Raw genomic sequence first — 14,743 nt, forward strand, 5'->3', positions numbered from 1 at the left:
CCCGGCATGAACACCCTTTTTAAAATTGGACTTATTGCGGGCCTGCTGTTGTCAGGCCCTTCCTTTGGCGCGGAGAACATTACCCGCGCCGACCAGATTCCCCAGCTTCACGAAGACCCGCAGGACCCGACGGTCAGCGAACGTGTCACCTCACGCTTTACCCGTTCCCACTATCGCCAGTTCGACCTGAATCAGGACTTTTCAGCGAAAATTTTTGATCGCTACCTGAACATGCTCGATTACAGCCATAACGTGCTGCTGGCCTCGGATGTGGCGCAGTTTGCCAGCAAAAAAAACCTCGTCGGCGATGAGCTGCGCAGCGGTAAGCTGGACCTGTTTTACGATCTCTACAATCTGGCGCAGAAGCGCCGTTTTGAGCGCTATCAGTATGCGCTGACGGTGCTGGATCGCCCGATGAATTTTACCGGCAATGACACCATCGACATTGACCGGGCTAAAGCCCCGTGGCCGAAAGATCAGTCTGAACTGAACGCGCTGTGGGATGCTAAGGTCAAATATGACCAGCTGAGCCTGAAACTGGCCGGCAAAGATGAGAAAGAGATCCGCGAAGTGCTGACCAAGCGCTACAACTTCGCCATCCGTCGTCTGGCACAGAGCAACAGCGAAGATGTGTTCCAGCTGGCGATGAACGCTTTTGCGCACGAAATCGATCCGCATACCAACTACCTGTCGCCGCGCAACACCGAGCAGTTCAACACCGAAATGAGCCTGTCACTGGAAGGTATCGGCGCGGTGCTGCAGATGGATGACGATTACACCGTGATCAATTCGATGGTAGCAGGCGGTCCGGCAGCGAAAAGTAAAGCCATTACCGTTGGCGATCGCATCGTCGGCGTCGGTCAGCCAGGCAAGCCAATGGAAGATGTGATTGGCTGGCGTCTGGATGACGTTGTGGCAAAAATCAAAGGGCCGAAAGGCAGCAAAGTCCGACTCGAAGTGTTGCCAGCCGGTAAGGGAACTAAAACCCGCACCGTAACGCTGACGCGTGAGAAGATCCGTCTGGAAGATCGGGCGGTCAAAATGAGCGTCAGAAATGTCGGTAAGCAGAAAGTCGGCGTACTTGATATTCCGGGCTTCTATGTTGGCCTGACCGATGACGTTAAAGTGCAGCTGCAGAAACTGCAAAAGCAGAACGTGGATAGCGTGGTGATCGATCTGCGTACCAATGGCGGCGGCGCGCTGACTGAAGCGGTGTCACTCTCCGGACTGTTTATTCCGAGTGGCCCGGTGGTGCAGGTACGCGACAACAATGGTCGGGTACGCCAGGACAGCGATAACGATGGCGTGGTCTATTACAAAGGTCCGCTGGTGGTGCTGGTCGATCGCTTCAGTGCGTCCGCCTCTGAGATTTTCGCCGCGGCGATGCAGGATTACGGTCGCGCTGTGATTGTCGGTGAGCCGACCTTTGGTAAAGGCACCGTGCAGCAATATCGTTCTCTGAACCGTATCTACGATCAGATGCTGCGCCCGGAATGGCCAGCGCTAGGGTCGGTACAGTACACCATTCAGAAGTTCTATCGCATCAACGGCGGCAGTACGCAGCGTAAAGGCGTCACGCCAGATCTGCTGATGCCAACCGGCGTAGAAGCGGCTGAAACCGGTGAGAAGTTCGAAGACAATGCGCTGCCGTGGGACAGCATCAATGCGGCGACCTACGTCAAATCCGGCGATGTAAAACCGCTGGTGCCGCAGCTGACCCGTCAGCATGCCGATCGCATCGCGCAGGACCGTGAGTTCCAGTACATCATGAAGGACATTGCCCGTTTCAATGCCCTGAAGGATAAGCGCAACATCGTGTCGCTCAACCTCGCCCAGCGTGAGAAAGAGAACCACGAAGATGATGCGTCGCGTCTGGAGCGGATCAATGCCCGCTATCAGGCCGAAGGCAAAAAACCGCTGAAGAACCTGGATGAGCTGCCGAAAGATTATAAAGAGCCTGACCCGTATCTTGATGAGACGGTGAAGATTGCTAACGATCTGGCGCAACTCGACAAGTCTCAGCCGGACACCCCTGCGGCTAAATAGATCGCCGACGCGATGAAAAAGCACCGTTCAGCGGTGCTTTTTTTTTGCCAGAAAAGCACCGGCGTTGAGCATTAATAAGCCGCGGTAAACCCGCAGGCGGGCCGGGCAGGCCAGCGGGCGTGACAAAATGTAAAGTTATGTCTTTTTAGGCACTTAAACGTTAAGGTCGCTTGAAAAGCCGCACAATGCTCATAGGATATGTATCCGCGCATAAGCGCGTGAACCACTGAGGAAGATTAACAAATATGATGCGTATTGCTCTTTTCCTGATGACCAACCTGGCTGTGATGTTGGTATTCGGGCTGATTCTCAGCCTGACAGGGATCCAGTCAAGCAGTGTTCAGGGCCTGATGATCATGGCGGGTCTGTTTGGCTTTGGCGGTGCGTTTGTTTCACTGCTGATGTCGAAGTGGATGGCACTGCGCTCGGTTGGCGGTGAAGTGATTGAACAGCCACGCAATGAAACTGAGCGCTGGCTGGTGGATACCATTGGACGTCAGGCGCAGCAGGCCGGGATTGCCATGCCGCAGGTTGCGATCTATCACGCGCCCGACATCAACGCCTTTGCGACCGGTGCCCGGCGTGATGCCTCGCTGGTGGCCGTTTCAACCGGCTTACTGCAGAACATGAGCCGTGACGAAGCGGAAGCGGTACTGGCACACGAAGTGTCGCACATCGCAAACGGCGACATGATCACCATGACGCTGATTCAGGGTATCGTGAACACCTTCGTGATCTTTGTTTCACGTATTCTGGCGCAAATCGCGGCGGGCTTTATGTCCGGCAACCGTGATGGTGAAGAGAGCAGCAACGGCAACCCGCTGGTCTATTTTGCGGTGTCGATGGTGCTGGAGCTGGTGTTTGGTATTCTTGCCAGCATCATCACCATGTGGTTCTCGCGTCACCGCGAATTCCATGCCGACGCAGGCTCTGCGAAACTGGTAGGTCGTGAGAAGATGATTGCGGCGTTACAGCGGCTGAAAACCAGCTACGAACCGCAGGAACCGAGCAGCATGATGGCGTTCTGTATTAACGGTAAAGGCAAGTCGTTCAGCGAGCTGTTTATGTCGCACCCGCCGTTAGACAAACGTATTGAAGCGCTGCGCAGCGGTCAGTATCTGAAGTAAGCGAGATAACAGCAGAAAGGCGACCTCCGGGTCGCCTTTTTTATGTCTGCGATCAGGCCGCCGCGCGGCTCTGGGTCATACGTGACAGGCTGACAATCGCGGCCACCGTCGAGAAGCCGCCCGCCAGCAGCAGCGAGGCGTGGGTGCCGCTCTGGTCAAACAGATTGAACATCAGCGCCACCAGCGCCGCACCGACGCTCTGGCCTAGCAGACGGGCGGTGCCGAGCATGCCACTGGCTCCGCCGCTGCGGTGACGCGGTGCAGAGGTGATAATGGTGTGATTATTGGGCGACTGGAACAGACCAAAGCCAGCGCCGCACAGCATCATCCGCCAGATAATATCGCCATCGCCCGGCTGAGCCGGCAACAGCGCCAGCAAAAACAGCCCGGCAGCAAACATCGCCAGACCGATACCGCCCAGCAGCCCGGCATGGACCCGCTCAATTAACCGGCCGGCAATCGGGGCGAATACCATGGTCGCCAGCGGCCAGGGCGTCAGCAGCAGACCGGTGGTGACCTCATCGCGGCCCAGCACGTTCTGCAGGAAGAATGGCAGCGACACCATCGCCAGCATCTGCGCGCAGAACGAGCAGACCGAGGTGCCCATCGACAGGCTGAATATCGGAATGCGCAGCAGATCCACCGGTAGCAGCGGCACCGCCATATTGAGCTGACGGCGAATAAAGAACAGGCCGACCACCAGCAACGCCAGCAACTCTGCCATCACCAGCCAGCCATTCTGACCCTGCGCAAAGCCGCTGAGGGCGGAAATCAGCAGGCCGAAAAACAGCGCATTCATGATGGCGCTGGGAATATCGAACTTCTGGGCGGTTGCTTTTTGCGGGTTGTCCGGCAGGGTTCGCAGCGCCAGCCACAGTGCAATCGCCCCCAGCGGGACGTTGATCAGGAACAGCCATTTCCAGCTGGCCACCGACAGAATCGCCGCCGCCACCGTGGGTCCTGCCGCGGTTGATACCGCCACGATCAGCGAGTTGATCGCCATACCCCGGCCCAGATAACGCTGCGGGTAGATAATGCGTATCAGCGCCGTATTTACGCTCATCAGCGCCGCGCCGCCAAAGCCCTGTAATACCCGGGCGAAGGTCAGCATGTTAAGTGAGGTGGAGAGGGCACAAAACAGCGAGGTGGCGATAAACAGCGCCAGACCGGCCTGATAGACGCGGCGATAACCCAGCATATCGCCCAGAAACGACAGCGACAGCAGCGAGACGATAATAGCAATCTGGTAGGCGTTAACGATCCACACTGACTCTGCCGGGCTGGCATTCAGTTCACGCGCAATAGTCGGCAGCGCCACGTTGGCAATTGCGCCATCCAGCACGGCCATGGTGATGCCGAGAGCGATAGTCAGAATGGCCCAGTAGCGCTGGGCGACCGGCAGTCCGTCCTGCGGAGAAGAGAGTGACATGGTGTATTTGCTAAAGAGGGTGAATATCATCATGCTAATGAAATTGCCGCCAAAAAGCAGCGCGGGCGATGACAAAAAGTTGTCTTAAAATATGTCTTAGCCGCAATCGCCTGCGCTGGCTGTCCGCCTGAAACGGCGCATGGCTGCCGCTGCGTTGTCTGCTTAGCCGTCAGCGCGACGGCGCGTCAGCCACTCAGACCGGTCTGCAGGTGTACCGCTCCACGCTATTCCCGGTCACGATTCAGCGGGATAAACCGCACAGCGCGACGTAAAGCATTGCCGCCGCCGTCAGCCTCGCTCTATACTGACAGTCCGTTCCATTTTTTTTGAAACAGGTTTAACAAGGTGCGCGATGTCCTCTGCTGAAAATGACAAACAGCCCGATTCAGTCTCCTCGGTCCTTAAAGTGTTCGGTATTTTGCAGGCACTGGGCGAAGAGCGCGATCACGGTATTACTGAGCTCGCGCAGCGCGTGATGATGTCAAAAAGTACCGTTTACCGCTTTCTGCAAACCATGAAGTCGCTGGGTTACGTTACCCAGGAAGGGGAGAGTGAAAAGTATTCGCTGACCCTGAAACTGTTTGAGCTTGGCGCGAAAGCGTTGCAGAACGTCGATCTGATTCGCAGCGCGGATGTGCAGATGCGGGAGCTGTCGCGTCTGACCAAAGAGACAATCCATCTCGGCGCGCTGGAAGAGGACAGCATTGTCTACATCCATAAAATCGATTCGCTCTATAACCTGCGCATGTATTCCCGCATCGGGCGACGTAACCCGCTGCACACCACCGCCATTGGTAAAGTGCTGCTCGCCTGGCGCGATCGTCAGGAAGTGAAAGAGATCCTGCGGGACGTTGAATTTAAGCGCAGTACTGCCAATACGCTGGTCAGCGCAGAGGCGCTGCTGGAGGCGCTGGATCAGGTCAAAATTCAGGGTTACGGCGAAGATAACGAAGAGCAGGAAGAGGGATTACGCTGCATCGCGGTACCGGTATTTGACCGCTTTGGCGTGGTGATCGCCGGACTGAGCATCTCATTCCCGACCATTCGATTCTCGGAAGACGCCCGCCAGGATTATGTGGCGATGCTGCACCGCGCAGCGCGTACCCTGTCAGCGGAAATGGGCTTTCATCACTACGAATTCTGAAAACAGCGGGCCACTGCGCCCGCTGGATGAGAATTAATTATCGATCACTTCTCCGCTCTTCTTCAGTAGCGGACAATCGGTCACCCCGACCACGCCACTGTCAGTATGCAGGTATTGTGCGCTGATAAGGCCACGTGCCGTAAGGTAACTGCACTGCAGACCCAGCCCCGCGGCATTTTTGGTGCTGCCGGTTAACACGCCGTAGCCGGTAAAAAGCATTGCCAGCCAGATCAGCGCCAGTAACCCAATCGCCCGAATAAACAGTTTCATTTTGTCTCCTTGTGACAGATAACGCAGCGCTCCACGTATTGCTGCTGGCCATGATTGTACCAGCATGCCTCGCTTTTCCGGCGGGATCGATCAGAGATAACTGAAACGGTAAATTCTGCATTGATGCTAACCCCATTATCTTTTGCCAGGGCTAAGGGTAGAATGAGCGGTTACAGCGTTTGGGACATTCCACTAAGGTTTATGAGGCAGTTATGAATGAGTTAGCCGCAAATTCGGGACCACTGGTCAGCTATGGTCTGCTGGTGATTATTTTGATTGTGGCATTTATTGTCTGGTTCTTTGTAAACCGGGCCAGCGTGCGGGCCGGTGAACAGATTCAGTTACTCGAATCGCTACTGGAAGAGCAGAAAAAACAGACTATTCTGTTACGTCGTCTGGTAGATGCGCAGCCTGGCGCAGAGACCAAAAAGAGCGATGAAGATCAGGACAAACGCGATTTTATTCGCCTGATACCGGAACGTTAATCCCCGCATGGAGGCTGGATGGTCTGGAAAAACCCGTGGTACGACAGCAGTAAAACGCATCACACGCCTGAAGGCTTCCGCAATCCTGAACCCGATCTCCGTCAGCCTGGCGATCTGCAACGCTGGCGCCGCGAGCGTAAAGCGCAGGGGCTGCCGTTGCCGCCCCGAGAGGGTTATGCAGCCTTTACCGCGCAGTGGTGGCAACCGGCCGATCTGAGCGGCAGCGATGACCGCGTCTGGTGGCTGGGACATGCTGCTCTGCTCTTGCGGGTTAACCAGCGCTATATTCTGATCGATCCCGCCTTATCGTCGCGCGCGTCGCCGTTACCCTTTGCCGGCCCGCAGCGTAAAACCCCGTCACCACTGAATATCCGCGATTTGCCGCGGCTCGATCTGGTGCTGGTATCGCACAATCATTACGACCATCTTGACAGGCCGACGGTCAGGCAGATTGTGCGGCACTTTCCCGAGGCGACGTTTATTGTCCCGCTTGGTCTGGCCAGCTGGTTCACCCGTCAGGGCGTCGCCCGGGTGGAGCAACTGGACTGGTGGCAGTCGCTCCGGTTCGACGATCTCTGTATCGATGCGGTGCCGGCCCGTCACTGGAGTATGCGAACCCCGCGCGATCGAAACCGTTCACTGTGGTGCGGCTGGGTGGTGCGATCGCCCACCCTGCGTTTCTGGTTTTCGGGCGATAGTGGCTTCAGCGAGAATTTACGCGAGGTGGTGACGCGTCTCGGCCCCTTTAATCTTGCTGCCTTACCGATTGGGGCCTGGGCACCCAAATGGTTCATGGCCAGTCAGCATATGGACCCGGATCAGGCGGTCGAATTATGGCGTGAGGCAGGCAGGCCGCTGACGGTACCGATCCACTGGGGCGTGTTCGAACTGGCGGATGAGTCACTGGACGCGCCGCCAGCCGAACTTGAGCATGCGCTCCAGCGGGCAGGGCAGGATAACCAACGGTTTTCTGCCTGGCGAATAGGGGAAAGTCGGGGACTGGATAATATCGACCAGGAATAATCGCTAAAGCGAGCGAAATGATTTAAATCAGACTCTGTTTTATCTGACATCAATTTTTCAGTTCAAAAGCAAAATTTTTAATAAGCAAATTCCTAACCGCTGCTTTTATTTGGAGCAATCCTGACCGGGGGCTCCTGTTTTTGGTGCAAAGTGCTTTTATATTTGTACTTAATAAAGCTTTTTGTACAGGATTGGCGCTGCGTTAATCATCCTCAGCCGATTACCGCTTCGTTTATTCTTTTAGCTTTTGCCATATTTGTGAAATATTAATTTCTTATGGTATCCATTGGTTTAATGGCGGCGGGGTACAGTAACGTCGGTTGCTGCGACCGCGATCGCAGCGGGCGGAATAGCGAAACGCTTTATTTTATCGGGCAGAAAAGGGCAACTTCTGAACCAGACGGAACATTCATTGTGAGCACTCTGGCAATTGTGTGCAAAGCTTCTCCCCGCGTTTAAAAATGGCTTGCCATTATTTTAAGGATATGTGATAACAATTCGTGGGTTAAACGAGGTACAGTTCTGTTTATGCATGGCATCTTCAGTAAAGAAGTTACGAGTAAAGACGTTGACGTTGAATACCGCTTCCTTGCCGAACCTTAATTAGTGCCTCATTCAGTAACGTCTCTGGTTTCTCTGTAAGTCAGCCTTCGGGCTAAATAAACATTCAAAGGAATTTGCAAAATGGCAAAGATTAAAGGTCAGGTTAAGTGGTTCAACGAGTCTAAAGGTTTTGGCTTCATTACTCCTGCTGACGGTAGCAAAGATGTGTTCGTACACTTCTCCGCTATCCAGGGCAATGGTTTCAAAACCCTGGCCGAAGGCCAAAGCGTTGAGTTCGAAATTCAGGACGGCCAGAAAGGCCCGGCTGCAGTAAACGTTACTGCAATCTGATTCGACTCCGACTCGGTGCACTGCACCTCGACACGGAATCTTAAAGCCCTGGCTAATTAGCCGGGGCTTTCTTTATGCTTCCGATGCGCAAACGTTAAGGGTACACTGCGCCGCGTTACCTGCTGCCGGAGCCCCTCATGTCGTTGATCTGCCCCCTTTGCCATACTCCTCTCGTCCTGACTGCACGCAGCTGGTGCTGCGAAAATCGTCATCAGTTTGATCAGGCGAAAGAGGGCTACGTCAATTTGCTGCCCGTTCAGCATAAACGCTCACGGGAGCCGGGTGACAGCGCGGAGATGATGCAGGCACGGCGCGAATTCCTCGAGGCGGGCTATTATCAGCCACTGCGCGATCGGGTGGTCAGCCTGCTGGACGCGACGCTCTCCCGGTCGGGCAGTCAGATTCTTGATATTGGCTGTGGTGAAGGCTACTACACGGCGGCGCTGGCCGCAGCCAACAGCGAGACGGGACAGGTTTATGGGCTGGACGTCGCCAGAATGGCGATCCGGCTGGCGGCGAAGCGCTACGCTGAGGTGCTGTTCTGTGTCGCCTCCAGCCAGCGTTTACCCTTTGCCAGCCAGTCGCTGGATGCGATAGTGCGGATTTACGCCCCCTGTAATGAAGCGGAGCTGGCGCGGGTACTCAAGCCCGGTGGCATCGTGCTCACTGTGACGCCCGGTCCGCACCATCTGCAGCAGTTTAAAGCGCTAATCTATCGTGAGGTGCAGTTACACGCAGCGGAACAAAAAACCTACCCCGAATTTCACCAGATTGCCCAGTATTCGCTGCGTTACCCGATGGCACTGACCGGGGCTGCGGCCGTCACGCTGTTACAGATGACCCCTTTTGCCTGGCGGGCGCGTGACGAAGTCTGGCAAACCCTGCAGCAGAGCGAACTGTTCAACTGCGACGCCGATTTTACCCTGACGCTGTGGCAGCGCGACTAACGCGCCTCCACCAGGGTGTTATAGATGCGTTCCAGATCGTCAAGCTGCTGCACCGCGATTAACAGCCGGCGCTGTTCAAGCTGAATCACCAGAATGCCATCCTCAGAAAGGTTCATCCCCTGAATCCGCCGGTAATCAATCCAGACGCCGGCATAAAACAGCCCATTGTTTTTCATCAGCAGCTTTGGCCGACGCAACCAGAAGAGCCAGAAGGCGAGAAAGCTCAGCACCATCAGCAGCGAGGTAGTGAGCTGCGGGCCATGATGCGTGACGTTATTCCACAGCAGAATCAGCAGCAGACCGATGAAAATCAGGCTGTCAATTTTATGCCGCCGCTGCAGCGCCACCCGCAGGCGGGTCGGCCCATGACGACGCGGCAGAATTGCCTCATCGTAAATCGCAAACAGCAGCAGGGCGGCAATACAGCCTGCAATTAGCATGTCGGTCAATGACATGGTACCTCCTCAAACAGGGTGAGATCAGCCGCCAGGGCTCAGCTCACCTCGCTCAGCGTAAAAAAAGTCGGGAGCCTGCGCTCCCGACCCGGGGTATTACAGTCCGAGCAGACCAATCCAGTAACCGAAGATACCGATGGCGAAGAAGCCAACGATAATCCACAGCGCATTGACCTTACGGCGCAGCAGCCACATACAGGCGAAGGTCAGCAGCAGCGGGACCACACCCGGCATCAGCTGATCGAGAATCGACTGTACCGTGGTGACGGTGGTTTTGCCGGTTGAATCGGTAATGCGTGACACCACCAGCGGGATGTTGACGTGGGTCCACTTGTTGACCAGTGCCCCCATGACAAACAGGCCCAGTATTGAGGCGCCCTCCGTCAGTTTTTGCAGGAAGCCGCCACCCATATCGCTAACGATATCGATCCCTTTACGATAGCCATATGCCACACCGTAGTAACGGGTCAGCAGACGCGCCAGGTTAAACAGCACAAAGAACAGCAGCGGGCCCAGCAGGCTGCCGCTCATGGCGATGCCAGCACCCAGTGCGGCAAACACCGGACGGACCGTACCCCAGAAAATCGGGTCACCGACACCGGCCAGCGGGCCCATTAAACCGACTTTGATACCGTTAATCGCACCATCATCAATGGCTGCACCGTTGGCACGCTGCTCTTCCATCGCCATGGTGACGCCCAGCACCGGCGCTGCCACGTAAGGGTGGGTGTTGAAGAACTCGAGGTGACGCTTGATCGCCTGTTTGCGTTCGTCATTGTTCTCCGGATAGAGACGGCGGATCACCGGCACCATCGAGAAACAGAAACCAAGCGCCTGCATACGTTCAAAGTTCCACGATCCCTGAAACAGGTTGGAGCGCATAAAGACAGCACGTACGTCGCCCGGCGTTAGTTTCTTTTCGACTTTGGTAATATCAACCATGTTCTCACCTGTTCCTTAATCGAGTTCGTTATCGAGATCGTTAGCGCTGGCAGGACCTGCAGGCGCACCCGCGACCCGGTTGTATTTCGGGCTGAGCTGGATGTAGAGCACCGCCATTACCACACCGATCACGCCAAGCGCGACCAGGTTGAAGTTGGTGAAGGCAGCGGTGACGAAGCCCAGATAGAAGAACGGCATCAGGTAGCCTGCGCGCATCATATTGATGACCATCGCGTAACCGACCACCACGATCATGCCGCCGGCGATGTTGAGGCCGTTGGTGACCACATCGGGAATCGAACTGAGTAAGGCGTGAACCGCACTGGTGCCGACTGAAATCGCCACAATCAGCGCCGGAATGGCGATACGCATCGCCTGCAGCAGCAGGGCAGAGACGTGAATCCAGGAGATCGCAGTAAGGTTGCCTTTCTCGGCCGCCTTATCAGCTGCGTGCTGGAACGCCACGGTAATGGTACGAACGATAATGGTCAGCACCTGACCGGCTGCCGCCAGCGGAATGGCCAGTGCAATACCGGCACCGACGCTTTGACCGCCAGCGATGACCAGAATGGTCGAGATGATTGAGGCGAGCGCCGCATCCGGGGCGACAGCCGCACCGATGTTCATCCAGCCCAGTGCGATCATCTCCAGCGTACCGCCGATGATAATCCCGGTTTTCATATCACCCAGCACCGCACCAATCAGGGTACAGGCGACCAGCGGGCGGTGAAACTGGAACTCATCCAGGATCGACCCCATACCGGCAATACAGGCGACAATAAAGATCAAAATGATTTGTAGCGAGGTTATTTCCATCATACTTCTTGTCCTCAGCAGGATAACGAAAATGAGCCTGGCAAAGCAGGCGCAGACGGCACGCCGTTACGAATTAACCTTCGCAATCAGGTCCATCATTTTCAGTTTCTGGTCGCTGGAAACTTTACGGACTTCCAGTTCAATATTGCGCTCATTTAATTTGCGAAACGCCGCAATATCTTTTTCATCGACCGAGACGGCATTGTTCACCTGAGTTTTGCCCTGGCGGAAAGCCATGCCGCCGATATTGACGGTTTTAATATCGACGCCCTGTTCCACTACCCGCAGCACATCGGTCGGGTTGGTAAACAGCAGCATCACCCGATCCTGACCATATTTCGGGTTATTCCACACCCGCACCATCTTATCGACATCCACCACGTGCGCGGTTACGCCCGGCGGCGCCACCTGCGTCAGCAGCGTTTTACGCACGTGATCGTTAGCCACCTCATCGCTGACCACGATAATGCGCTGAACGTTGGTCTCCTTGGTCCAGCGTGTCGCGACCTGACCATGGATCAGACGGTCATCGATACGGGCCAGACCGATTTTCATGTGGTCGCCGGGTGCCATCGGTTTCGCCGGTTGCGCCGGAGCAGCGACCGGTTTTGCCGCCGCAACCGGCGCGGCCTCTTTGGCTTTCAGCGCCTTCACGCCTTCACGGCCGGTTTCAACCGCCACCGCAATCAGTTCATCAAAACCCGGGTTGTCGTCGCGCGCCATCAGGGTTTCGACCAGCATCGGGATATTGACGCCCGCCACCACTTCATAATCTGGCTTATCCACCACGATGCGGCTGGCCGCGTTAAACGGACTGCCTCCCCAGGTATCCACCAGGAACAACACGCCCTGCGCGGTATCGAGTTCCGCCAGCCGCGCCTGGTACTTTTCAATCAGCGTTTCTGCATTTTCGCCGGGCACAAAGTCGATCCATCCGACATTTTCCTGCTCGCCCAACAGCATTTCTGCTGTCTTTAGCAGTTGTTCCGCTGCCCAGCCATGTGTACCAATTACTATCGCAATGGTCACTTGCTACCTCCGTTCGCTTGAGAAGCTCATCTGAGTCAATGAACCGTATGAGTTATCGCTTCGGTTTTGTAAAAATTCTGTTTACCGAATCATCCGGATAGTCTCGGAAAATCATCGGGTAACTGCGATAAGGCCGTAAAGTCGCGATTTATTTTAGTGATCGAAAAAATAAATTATGTGATGGCTGTCAGCTATTCGCAGCCTGATTAACGGAACGTGCAATTTAATGCGCTCCGTCATTTGAATGGCAGATTGTAAAAAAAAGAAAATTTTTTGACGCCAAAGCGCGACCTGATACATTAACGATCTGTTTATTACTCAGGAGTAACGGGCCTCAGCCCACCTTTATGGATCGTCACCGACGTCGCTTAACCTGTTCTTTGCGCCTGCTGGCGCGTCATCTTTCGCCTGACGGCGTATTCACTGCTTACCCGATCGTCACTCTGTCACGCTTTAACGCGCTGACACGCATCGGTTCACACTTTTCCTCGTTCAGGAGTCATTAATGGAGTTTCTATTCGACCCCTCAATCTGGGCGGGTTTACTGACGCTTGTCGTGCTGGAAATCGTGCTGGGCATCGATAACCTGGTCTTCATCGCCATCCTGGCGGACAAACTGCCGCCGAAGCAGCGTGATAAAGCGCGTCTGATCGGCCTGTCGCTGGCGCTGGTGATGCGTCTGGGCCTGCTGTCGCTGATCTCGTGGATGGTGACGCTCACCACGCCCCTATTCAGCGTAGGTGATTTCAGCTTTGCCGGTCGGGATTTAATTCTGCTGGCGGGTGGTCTGTTCCTGCTGTTTAAGGCGACCATGGAGCTGCATGAAAGGCTGGAGAACCGCCAGCTGGACGGCTCAGGCAACCGCGGTTACGCCAGTTTCTGGGCGGTGGTAACGCAGATTGTGGTGCTGGATGCGGTGTTTTCGCTTGATGCGGTGATTACTGCAGTCGGCATGGTGAACCATCTGCCGGTGATGATGACCGCCGTGGTGATTGCAATGGGTGTGATGTTGCTGGCTTCTAAGCCATTAACCAACTTTGTTAATGCGCATCCAACGGTGGTGGTGCTCTGTCTGAGCTTCCTGTTGATGATTGGTCTGTCACTGGTGGCCGAAGGCTTTGGTTTCCATATTCCGAAAGGTTATCTCTACGCGGCGATCGGCTTCTCGATCCTGATTGAGCTGTTTAACCAGATTGCCCGTCGTAACTTTATCCGGCATCAGTCGCATCGACCGATGCGTGAACGTACCGCCGAAGCGATTCTGCGTCTGATGGGCGGCCGCAATCGCGCCCAGACGGCTAACAGCAGCAGTAATGAAGAGTCCGCGTTAACAGAAGCGATGCCGCAGGAAGCGTTTAAAGATGAAGAGCGCTATATGATCAACGGCGTGCTGACGCTGGCGTCCCGTTCGATTCGCAGCATTATGACGCCGCGCGGTGAAATCTCGTGGGTGGATGCCAACCGTCCGGTCGATGAGATTCGTATTCAGCTGCTGGATACGCCGCACAGCCTGTTCCCGGTCTGTCGCGGTGAGCTGGACGAAATTGTCGGCGTAGTACGGGCGAAAGAGCTGCTGGTGGCGCTGGAACACGGCGTCGATGTGGCGACCTTTGCCGCCAATACCCCGACCATTGTGGTGCCGGAAACGCTGGATCCGATCAATCTGCTCGGCGTGCTGCGTCGTGCCAAAGGCAGTTTTGTTATCGTCACCAATGAATTTGGTGTGGTGCAGGGTTTGATTACGCCACTTGACGTGCTGGAAGCGATCGCCGGTGAGTTCCCGGATGAGGATGAAACGCCGGATATCATCGCCGATGGCGACGGCTGGTTAGTGAAAGGCGGCACCGATTTGCACTCGCTGCAACAGTTGCTCGACTTCCATCAGCTGGTTGACCCGGATGAAGATCACGCCTCGCTGGCGGGCCTGCTGATTGCCCAGAAAGGACAGTTGCCGCAGCCGGGTGAGGTGATTGATATCACGCCGCTGCACTTTCAGATTATCGAAGCGACCGATTACCGTATCGATCTGGTGCGGGTTACCAAAGATCAGCCGCAGGATGAAGAGGAAGAACGCTAAGATGGGTCAGGCGAATAACCGGCGACCGCAGGTTTGCTGAGTCGCCCACTGACTGTCTG

15 protein-coding genes are annotated in these 14,743 nt (G+C 55.5%); 9 read left to right on the top strand and 6 right to left on the bottom strand.

Annotation, left to right across the window (positions count from 1 at the left end):
- The first annotated feature begins 6 nt into the window (after window positions 1–6).
- Both prc and htpX read left to right on the top strand, forming a co-directional pair.
- Window positions 7–2,046 carry a carboxy terminal-processing peptidase gene (gene prc / locus ABIB18_RS03585; protein WP_031374644.1) on the top strand — a complete coding sequence of 680 codons (2,040 nt, stop codon included), beginning with the start codon at window positions 7–9 and terminating at the stop codon, window positions 2,044–2,046.
- Between the two features lie 245 nt (window positions 2,047–2,291).
- The gene (gene htpX / locus ABIB18_RS03590) at window positions 2,292–3,173 is read left to right on the top strand and encodes a protease HtpX (RefSeq protein WP_031374643.1); all 882 of its coding nucleotides are present in this window, start codon (window positions 2,292–2,294) and stop codon (window positions 3,171–3,173) included.
- Window positions 3,174–3,225: 52 nt separating this feature from the next.
- Here htpX and ABIB18_RS03595 read toward each other — a convergent pair whose 3' ends face one another.
- On the bottom strand, window positions 3,226–4,602 hold the full coding sequence (locus ABIB18_RS03595; RefSeq protein WP_354473835.1) for an MFS transporter: 1,377 nt from the start codon (window positions 4,600–4,602) through the stop codon (window positions 3,226–3,228).
- Between the two features lie 352 nt (window positions 4,603–4,954).
- Between ABIB18_RS03595 and kdgR the strand changes: the two genes are divergently transcribed.
- Window positions 4,955–5,746 (top strand): DNA-binding transcriptional regulator KdgR, encoded by a 792-nt coding sequence (gene kdgR / locus ABIB18_RS03600; protein ID WP_031374641.1) that lies wholly within the window; start codon window positions 4,955–4,957, stop codon window positions 5,744–5,746.
- Between the two features lie 33 nt (window positions 5,747–5,779).
- On the opposite strand, the gene ABIB18_RS03605 is transcribed toward kdgR, so the two are convergent.
- Window positions 5,780–6,016 (bottom strand): YobH family protein, encoded by a 237-nt coding sequence (locus ABIB18_RS03605; protein WP_031374640.1) that lies wholly within the window; start codon window positions 6,014–6,016, stop codon window positions 5,780–5,782.
- Between the two features lie 212 nt (window positions 6,017–6,228).
- On the opposite strand from ABIB18_RS03605, the gene ABIB18_RS03610 reads away from it, so the two are divergent.
- From ABIB18_RS03610 to rlmA, 5 genes are all read left to right on the top strand, one after another.
- A complete protein-coding gene (locus ABIB18_RS03610; RefSeq protein ID WP_069728557.1) occupies window positions 6,229–6,501 on the top strand; it encodes a YebO family protein in 273 nt (90 codons plus the stop codon).
- Window positions 6,502–6,519: 18 nt separating this feature from the next.
- Window positions 6,520–7,524, top strand: a complete 1,005-nt coding sequence (locus tag ABIB18_RS03615; RefSeq protein WP_089561420.1) for an MBL fold metallo-hydrolase — start codon at window positions 6,520–6,522, stop codon at window positions 7,522–7,524.
- A gap of 528 nt (window positions 7,525–8,052) precedes the next feature.
- Window positions 8,053–8,127, top strand: a complete 75-nt coding sequence (locus tag ABIB18_RS03620; RefSeq protein ID WP_143811575.1) for a DUF2627 domain-containing protein — start codon at window positions 8,053–8,055, stop codon at window positions 8,125–8,127.
- An 81-nt stretch (window positions 8,128–8,208) separates the two neighbouring features.
- Window positions 8,209–8,418, top strand: a complete 210-nt coding sequence (gene cspE, locus ABIB18_RS03625; protein WP_003852684.1) for a transcription antiterminator/RNA stability regulator CspE — start codon at window positions 8,209–8,211, stop codon at window positions 8,416–8,418.
- Between the two features lie 137 nt (window positions 8,419–8,555).
- A complete protein-coding gene (gene rlmA / locus ABIB18_RS03630; protein ID WP_354473688.1) occupies window positions 8,556–9,365 on the top strand; it encodes a 23S rRNA (guanine(745)-N(1))-methyltransferase in 810 nt (269 codons plus the stop codon).
- Here rlmA and ABIB18_RS03635 read toward each other — a convergent pair.
- The 4 genes from ABIB18_RS03635 to manX all read right to left on the bottom strand — a co-directional run bounded on the left by ABIB18_RS03635 (window position 9,362) and on the right by manX (window position 12,607).
- On the bottom strand, window positions 9,362–9,820 hold the full coding sequence (locus ABIB18_RS03635) for a DUF986 family protein (RefSeq protein ID WP_031374636.1): 459 nt from the start codon (window positions 9,818–9,820) through the stop codon (window positions 9,362–9,364). The genes rlmA and ABIB18_RS03635 overlap by 4 nt on opposite strands.
- 96 nt (window positions 9,821–9,916) lie before the next feature.
- The gene (locus ABIB18_RS03640) at window positions 9,917–10,762 is read right to left on the bottom strand and encodes a PTS mannose transporter subunit IID (protein ID WP_031374635.1); all 846 of its coding nucleotides are present in this window, start codon (window positions 10,760–10,762) and stop codon (window positions 9,917–9,919) included.
- A 15-nt stretch (window positions 10,763–10,777) separates the two neighbouring features.
- Complete coding sequence (locus ABIB18_RS03645) at window positions 10,778–11,578, bottom strand: PTS mannose/fructose/sorbose transporter subunit IIC (RefSeq protein ID WP_031374634.1); 801 nt, start codon at window positions 11,576–11,578, stop codon at window positions 10,778–10,780.
- 66 nt (window positions 11,579–11,644) lie between these two features.
- Window positions 11,645–12,607, bottom strand: coding sequence for a PTS mannose transporter subunit IIAB (manX, locus tag ABIB18_RS03650; RefSeq protein ID WP_354473689.1), 963 nt, complete (start codon window positions 12,605–12,607; stop codon window positions 11,645–11,647).
- A gap of 505 nt (window positions 12,608–13,112) precedes the next feature.
- Between manX and ABIB18_RS03655 the strand changes: the two genes are divergently transcribed.
- Window positions 13,113–14,684, top strand: coding sequence for a TerC family protein (locus tag ABIB18_RS03655; protein ID WP_031374632.1), 1,572 nt, complete (start codon window positions 13,113–13,115; stop codon window positions 14,682–14,684).
- The last annotated feature ends 59 nt before the right edge of the window (window positions 14,685–14,743 follow it).

This window comes from Pantoea sp. UYEF8, assembly GCF_040546285.1.
Classification (GTDB): Bacteria; Pseudomonadota; Gammaproteobacteria; order Enterobacterales; family Enterobacteriaceae; genus Pantoea; species Pantoea brenneri.

Coding starts and splice junctions, on each gene's coding strand:
- prc (WP_031374644.1), top strand. CDS start 7: ATGAACACCCTTTTTAAAATTGGACTTATTGCGGGCCTGCTGTTGTCA.
- htpX (WP_031374643.1), top strand. CDS start 2,292: ATGATGCGTATTGCTCTTTTCCTGATGACCAACCTGGCTGTGATGTTG.
- ABIB18_RS03595 (WP_354473835.1), bottom strand. CDS start 4,602: ATGTCACTCTCTTCTCCGCAGGACGGACTGCCGGTCGCCCAGCGCTAC.
- kdgR (WP_031374641.1), top strand. CDS start 4,955: ATGTCCTCTGCTGAAAATGACAAACAGCCCGATTCAGTCTCCTCGGTC.
- ABIB18_RS03605 (WP_031374640.1), bottom strand. CDS start 6,016: ATGAAACTGTTTATTCGGGCGATTGGGTTACTGGCGCTGATCTGGCTG.
- ABIB18_RS03610 (WP_069728557.1), top strand. CDS start 6,229: ATGAATGAGTTAGCCGCAAATTCGGGACCACTGGTCAGCTATGGTCTG.
- ABIB18_RS03615 (WP_089561420.1), top strand. CDS start 6,520: ATGGTCTGGAAAAACCCGTGGTACGACAGCAGTAAAACGCATCACACG.
- cspE (WP_003852684.1), top strand. CDS start 8,209: ATGGCAAAGATTAAAGGTCAGGTTAAGTGGTTCAACGAGTCTAAAGGT.
- rlmA (WP_354473688.1), top strand. CDS start 8,556: ATGTCGTTGATCTGCCCCCTTTGCCATACTCCTCTCGTCCTGACTGCA.
- ABIB18_RS03635 (WP_031374636.1), bottom strand. CDS start 9,820: ATGTCATTGACCGACATGCTAATTGCAGGCTGTATTGCCGCCCTGCTG.
- ABIB18_RS03640 (WP_031374635.1), bottom strand. CDS start 10,762: ATGGTTGATATTACCAAAGTCGAAAAGAAACTAACGCCGGGCGACGTA.
- ABIB18_RS03645 (WP_031374634.1), bottom strand. CDS start 11,578: ATGGAAATAACCTCGCTACAAATCATTTTGATCTTTATTGTCGCCTGT.
- ABIB18_RS03655 (WP_031374632.1), top strand. CDS start 13,113: ATGGAGTTTCTATTCGACCCCTCAATCTGGGCGGGTTTACTGACGCTT.